The 5,830-nt window shown below is 63.9% G+C and carries 5 protein-coding genes and 1 pseudogene; 2 read left to right on the top strand and 4 right to left on the bottom strand.

All coding sequences use genetic code 11. From position 1 onward, the window contains the following. From EOA60_RS15640 to EOA60_RS15625, 4 genes and pseudogenes are all read right to left on the bottom strand, one after another. Positions 1-434: pseudogene (locus EOA60_RS15640) on the bottom strand (ABC transporter permease); the annotation flags it as partial. Then, on the bottom strand, positions 434-1,297 hold the full coding sequence (locus EOA60_RS15635; RefSeq protein WP_095823603.1) for an ABC transporter permease: 864 nt from the start codon (positions 1,295-1,297) through the stop codon (positions 434-436). The gene EOA60_RS15635 and the pseudogene EOA60_RS15640, both read right to left, overlap by 1 nt. A gap of 74 nt (positions 1,298-1,371) precedes the next feature. Then, positions 1,372-2,535 (bottom strand): spermidine/putrescine ABC transporter substrate-binding protein, encoded by a 1,164-nt coding sequence (locus EOA60_RS15630; protein WP_095800622.1) that lies wholly within the window; start codon positions 2,533-2,535, stop codon positions 1,372-1,374. Continuing rightward, positions 2,516-3,652 (bottom strand): ABC transporter ATP-binding protein, encoded by a 1,137-nt coding sequence (locus EOA60_RS15625; protein WP_095823549.1) that lies wholly within the window; start codon positions 3,650-3,652, stop codon positions 2,516-2,518. The genes EOA60_RS15630 and EOA60_RS15625 overlap by 20 nt, the downstream gene beginning before the upstream one ends. 161 nt (positions 3,653-3,813) lie before the next feature. On the opposite strand from EOA60_RS15625, the gene EOA60_RS15620 reads away from it, so the two are divergent. Continuing rightward, on the top strand, positions 3,814-4,581 hold the full coding sequence (locus EOA60_RS15620; protein ID WP_245479216.1) for a helix-turn-helix transcriptional regulator: 768 nt from the start codon (positions 3,814-3,816) through the stop codon (positions 4,579-4,581). Positions 4,582-4,779: 198 nt separating this feature from the next. Then, positions 4,780-5,478, top strand: a complete 699-nt coding sequence (locus tag EOA60_RS15615) for a GntR family transcriptional regulator (protein WP_095823551.1) — start codon at positions 4,780-4,782, stop codon at positions 5,476-5,478. Positions 5,479-5,830 lie beyond the last annotated feature (352 nt).

The following is a 5,830-nucleotide window of genomic DNA, read 5'->3' as shown; positions in this document are numbered from 1 at the left end:
GCGATGATCGAGCCGTAGCCGAGCGCCAGGCGCGGCGGCTGGTCGGTCGGCCAAACCGAAGCGAGGAACGGATTGACGACGGCGAAGAGCTGCACCAGGGCCACCAGCGTCGAAATGCCAATGACGACGCCCGGCACAACGATCGCGGCACCCAGCAACGCGTCGAACACGCCCCTTGTCCGCGCGCCGACACGCTGCAGCCCGAGCGCCGCGGCCGTGCCGCAGAAAGCCGCGAGCAGCGCGCTGGTGGTGGCGATGAACAGGCTGTTCTTCAGCGCCTCGACCAGGAACGGGTTCGACAGCGCTTTGCCGTACCATTGCTCGGAGAAGCCGGTGAACTCGCTGGCGTGATGGCCGGCATTGAACGAGAACAGCACGACCAGCGCGATCGGCAGATAAAGGAAGGCAAAGACGGCAACGACGAAGGCGCGCATCAGATTAGGTCCACGCGGCGGGCGCCCGAAAGCCGGGTCGAGAGGCGGTTGGCGATGATCAGCACCACGACCGAGACCAGCACCAGCGTGATGGCAATCGCCGATCCGAACGGCCAGTTGCGTGACTGCAAGAAGAGGTCGACCAAGGCGTTGCCGATGAAGAACACCTTGCCGCCGCCAAGCAGCGTCGGGATCAGATACTCGCCGAGCAGCAGGATCATCACCAGCGAGAAGCCGGTCATCACGCCCGGCAGCGACAGCCGGAGCGTGACGCCGAGGAAGGTCGATAGCGGCGTAGCACCCAGATCGGCGGACGCCTCGAGCAGCCGCCGGTCGAGCCGTTCGAGGCTGACATAAATCGGCAGGATCATCAGCGGAAGATAGCCATAGACGATGCCGAGCAGCACGGCGCCAGGCGTGTTGATCAGCCTGAGATCCTCGATGCCTATATAGGCGAGCAGGGCGGGAATGCCGCGCCCGCCAAGGATGTACATCCAGGCATAGGTGCGCATCAGAAGGCTGGTCCAGAACGGGATGACGATCAGCGCGAGCAGGATCAACCGCCAGCGCTGCGGCGCGCGCAGCGCCAGGTAATAGGCGACGGGATAGGCAACGAGGAGGCAGGCCAGCGCGCCGACCGGCGCCAGCACCATCGTGTTCCAGAAGGCGGTCGCCCGTGCCGGCAGGTTGGCATATTGAGCGAAGGTGAACGCTGCCTGGTAGCCGCCCTCGGGTGCCCGCTCACCGACGCTGAAGACGGCGATGGCGACGAACGGCAAGACCAGGAACACGACGAGCCACAGCGTCGCCGGAGCGAGCAGTAGGGCGGTCAGGAGATTTTTGCGAAGGAGACTGCCGCGCATTGAAAAAGCCGCTTCGGCGCCGGCGGGCCTCTGCCCGCCGGCGGTAAGAACTTGACCGGAGTTGATGCCCTGATTCACGCGGCCTTGAAGCGCGCCATCAGCTCGGCGCGGCCCGGATCGGTGAGCGTCGCGGCGGCGCCGAACTCGAGCGGCTTCAGAAGCTCGGCGGCCGGATAGAGGATCGGGTTCTCGAGCACCTCCTTCGGCAGCAGCGCATTGACCCGCGCGTCGGTCGAAGGCGCGCCATTGGCCAGATGCTCCTTGACGGCGACCTTCGGGTTCATCAGGTAGTTGAGCAGCGCATAGCCGGCCGGCTTGTTCGGCGCGTCCTTCGGGATGGCGTAGAAGTCGGTCCAGATCTCGCCGCCCTCCTTGCCGAGCACATAGGCGATCTCAGGAATATCGCGATGAAGCTGCGCGCCGTCATTGGTCCAGCACATCGTCATCCAGGCGTCGCCCGAGCGCATCGACGGCTGATAGTCGCTCGACACCGCGAAGAGATGCGGCTTGACTTTGAGCAGCAGTTCCTCGGCCTTGGCGAGCTCGTCCTGCTTCAGCGAGTTGAACGAGTAGCCGTGATATTTCAGCGCATTGCCGATCGTGGTCAGCTGGTAGTCATGCACCATGGTGCGGCCGTCGCCTTCCGCCATGGCCGTGTCCCAGAATTCCTTCCAGCTCGACATCGGCTTGGCGAGCTTCTTGGTGTTGACGGCAAAGCCGGTCGTGCCCCAGTTCTTCGGCACGGCGTAGATCGTGCCGTCGATCGTGCCTTCCGCGGTGAAGCGGGCATCTTCCTTGCTGCCGTCGAAATTGCCGAGCTTGGCCATGTCCAGCGGCTCGATGATGCCGAGCTTCTTATAGGTCGAGATGGTGTAGTTGGTCGGCACGAACAGGCTCCAGCCCGAGCCGCCGGCCTGCAGCTTGGCCAGCATCTCTTCGTTCGAACCGAAGACGTTGACCTCGACGGCCACGCCCGTCTCGGCCTTGAAGTTCTCGAAGGTCTGCGGGTCGTGATAGTTCGGCCAGGTGGCGATAGACATGCGGTCGCCGAGGTTCTCGGCAGCAAAGGCCGGTGTCGGCCTGATGCCGAGCTCGCGCGCCATCACCGCGGTCGCGACACCGAGGCCGGTGAGGCCGAGGAAGTCGCGCCGGCTGATCGAGCCGCGCTTCAGGCGCATCAATTGGTCGACGAATTTTTCGGGGCTTATCGGCAGTCCGTCACGATAGGATTTTGACATGTTGGTCTTCCCTCTGGTTGGTCCCGTTGTTCTTAGGTTGCGGAAACGCCAGCGGCGCTCCGGCGGCGAAGCCGATGGCGACGGGTTCGCCCGGCTTGAAAAGGTTGCCCCGGCCAGTCACGTGATCGGCCTTGGTAAGCAATGATCCAATGCCCTGCACTTCGATCGCGTATTCCGCGGTCGAGCCAAGAAAGATGCGGTTACGGACAATGCCCTTGAGACCGCCGCCTCCGGGCGCCGAGAGGCTGAGCGATTCCGGCCGAAGGCTGACGGATACGGCCTCGCCCCGGCTGAGCGGTACCCGCTTGCGCGCCGAAATCACCGTGCCGTCGGCGAGCGCCACGTCGACGAGGTCGCCGGAGAGCCCGGCCACCTTGCCGCTGAGCAGATTCGTCTTGCCGACGAAATCGGCGACGAACAGATCGGCCGGCTCGTCATAGATCTCGCTCGGCTGGCCGATTTGCACCACGCGGCCGCCATTCATGACGCACACGAAGTCGCTCATCGACAGTGCCTCCTCCTGGTCGTGGGTGACCAGCACGAAGGTGATGCCGATCTCCCGCTGCAGGTTCTGCAGCTCGATCTGCATGTCTGTGCGCAGCTTCTTGTCGAGCGCCGCCAGTGGCTCGTCGAGCAGCAGCACCGCAGGCTTGTTGACCAGCGCCCGGGCGAGCGCGACGCGCTGCTGCTGGCCGCCGGAAAGCTCGTGGATCTTGCGGCGTCTGTAGCCGGCAAGCTGCACCATGGCCAACGCCTCACCTGCCTTCAGGCTGATCTCGCGCGACGACAGACGCGGCCTTGCCTGGCGCAGTCCGTAGGAGATGTTCTCCTCGACATCGAGATGCGGAAACAGCGCGTACTGCTGGAACACCATGTTGACCGGACGCCGGTAAGGCGGCGTTCCGGCCATGTCGCGGCCGCGGATCAGCACCTGGCCCTCGCTCGGCTGCTCGAAGCCGCCGATCATGCGCAGGCATGTCGTCTTGCCGCAGCCGGACGGTCCGAGCAGGGCGACGAAGGCCGCGGGCGGGATGGCAAGGTCGATGCCGCTGACCGCCGTGACGGCGCCGTAGCGCTTGGTGACCGCGCGAAACTCGATATCGGGCACTGCAGTCAAGCCACGGGCTCCAGCGACAGCGTGAGGCAATCTTTGCAAAGCTAGCAGAGCCAATGGCGTCTAGTATATACCTCACGGGTGGTATATTTAGTTGATTTTATCTTTTCAAGGGGTATGAACTGGGCGCCTCCCGCAGCGACGACTACAACGCGCTCGGCGCCGTGATTGCCGCGGCGCGCGAGACCGGCGATCATTTCGGCAAGGCGATCGTCGGCTGGCTGCGCGGGCATGTCCGCTTCGATCACTGCGTGGTCTTCGGCTATCGGGGTGCTGCGCGGCCGCCGCTTCTGTTCGAGACCTTCTCGCCGGCCGAAAGCCACATCTTCGTCGCGCTCTATCAGGAAGGGCCCTATCTGCTCGACCCCTTCCATCACGCCGCGGTCGAGCGCAGGGAAGGCTTCTGGCGCATGCGCGAGTTGGCGCCGGACCGCTTCTATGCCAGCGAGTACTACCGCTCCTACTACAGCCAGACCCGGCTCGCCGAGGAGGTCGGCTTCTTCGTTCCGCTGGCCGGCAAGGATGCGCTGGTGCTGTCGCTGATGCGGCTGCGCGCCTCGGGGCCGTTCGGAACAGCCGACGCTAGGCTGTTGCGCGACATGGCTCCCGCGGTGGTCGGCTTCTGCCGACAGCGCTGGCCAGCCTTGCCTGCCGAAGAGACCACGGTTGCGCCGCCGGGCGAAGCCTTGGCGGTGACCAATGAGCTGGATCGCGCCCACATCTGGAAGAGCCTGTCGCTGACCTCGCGCGAGAAACAGGTCGTCGACCTGGTGCTCCAGGGTCACTCGACGGAATCGATCGCCAGGGCGCTCAGGATCGTCCCAGGGACCGTGAAGGTCCATCGCCGCAACATCTATCGCAAGCTCAAGATCAGGTCGCAGGCCGGCCTCTTCGCGCGCTTCGTCGAGATCATCGACGCGCGCATCGGATAGCGCGTCTCCAGCCAAATGGAACCGCTCCACGGCACGCATGCCGAGGGCGCCGTTCGGGCCAGTCAGGAGGCCGCCCCTGCCTCACTTGCGGCGCCGCGCGTTAACCGTCTATCGTGCGGATCGAGGGCCGCCGGCCAAGTCTCCGGTTGCGGACAGAGCGGCTAAACAGATTTCAGGGACGGAAGTAGCGCATAGCCAATGGCCGACAAAACACAATTCGGACTGACTGCCCTCGACACAGTACCGCTGCATGAGAAAGTCTATCTGGAACTGGTGCGGGCGCTGATGTCGGGTCAGCTCCAGCCCGGCCAGAAGCTGACCTCGCGCAAGCTCGCCAAGGAGCTCGGCACCAGCGACATGCCGGTGCGCAGCGCCTTCATGCGGCTGCAGGCGCTCAGGGCGCTGAGCCCGATGCCGAACGGAAGCGTCGAGGTGCCGATGATTTCGGCCGACCGTTTCCAGCAGCTCACCGACGTGCGCATGGTCCTGGAAGGCACGGCCACTGAGCTCGCCACCGGCCTCATCAACGGCAACAACCTGCGCGCCATCCGCCGTCATTGCACAGAGCTCACCCAGGCCGCCCGCAGCGGCGACATCGACGACTACCTGCGCAAGAATCACGACTTCAAATTCTCGATATACCGCCACTGCGGCAACGAGCAGATGATCTTCCTCATCGAGACCGTGTGGATGCAGGTGGGCCCCTTCCTCCGCAACCTGCGCATCGGCTTCGAGGACGACCTCGCCGGCATTCTCGGCATCGACTATCATGAAGAGGTCGTGGCGGCGATCGAGGTCCAGGACGGCGAACGAGCCCGCGCGGCCATCGTGCGCGACATCGACGAGGGCGCGACGCACATTCTCAAACAGATCAAGTTTCCTGAATTGCGGCACTAATGCCAGCGTAGATCGAGGGATTGCCCTCGGCCATCACGATACCGGCAGCCAGCTCACCGTTGACCGCGCAAATGCCCCCTTGGCTTTCCCCTAGCGGCCAGCTATGTTGCGATCGCAGATCGCAGCTATGGACCCAAAATGCCGCCCGATATCCCAGCTAGTGAATTGAAAAAATGAAGGAACATCGCCTGGAACCATCCGTGGCGACCTTCATAAACTCACAAGCTGTAGAATGGATATCGTAGCCGGAACGGCTGCAGCACCTCCGAAAGAACAGGGGCTGGAAATTGGGCGATGCAATTGCGGACGTTTTGAACTGGCTTGAAAGCAGAAGCGACATCCAGAGCCTGCG

The sequence above is a fragment of the Mesorhizobium sp. M1A.F.Ca.IN.020.06.1.1 genome, from assembly GCF_004023265.1.
Lineage (GTDB): Bacteria > Pseudomonadota > Alphaproteobacteria > Rhizobiales > Rhizobiaceae > Mesorhizobium.
Note: the sequence above shows the minus strand (reverse complement) of the source record. Positions and strands in the feature narration are given on the sequence as shown.

Bases quoted from the DNA above. Each gene is read 5' to 3' on its own strand.
- EOA60_RS15630 (WP_095800622.1), bottom strand. From the start codon at position 2,535: ATGTCAAAATCCTATCGTGACGGACTGCCGATAAGCCCCGAAAAATTC.
- EOA60_RS15635 (WP_095823603.1), bottom strand. From the start codon at position 1,297: ATGCGCGGCAGTCTCCTTCGCAAAAATCTCCTGACCGCCCTACTGCTC.
- EOA60_RS15615 (WP_095823551.1), top strand. From the start codon at position 4,780: ATGGCCGACAAAACACAATTCGGACTGACTGCCCTCGACACAGTACCG.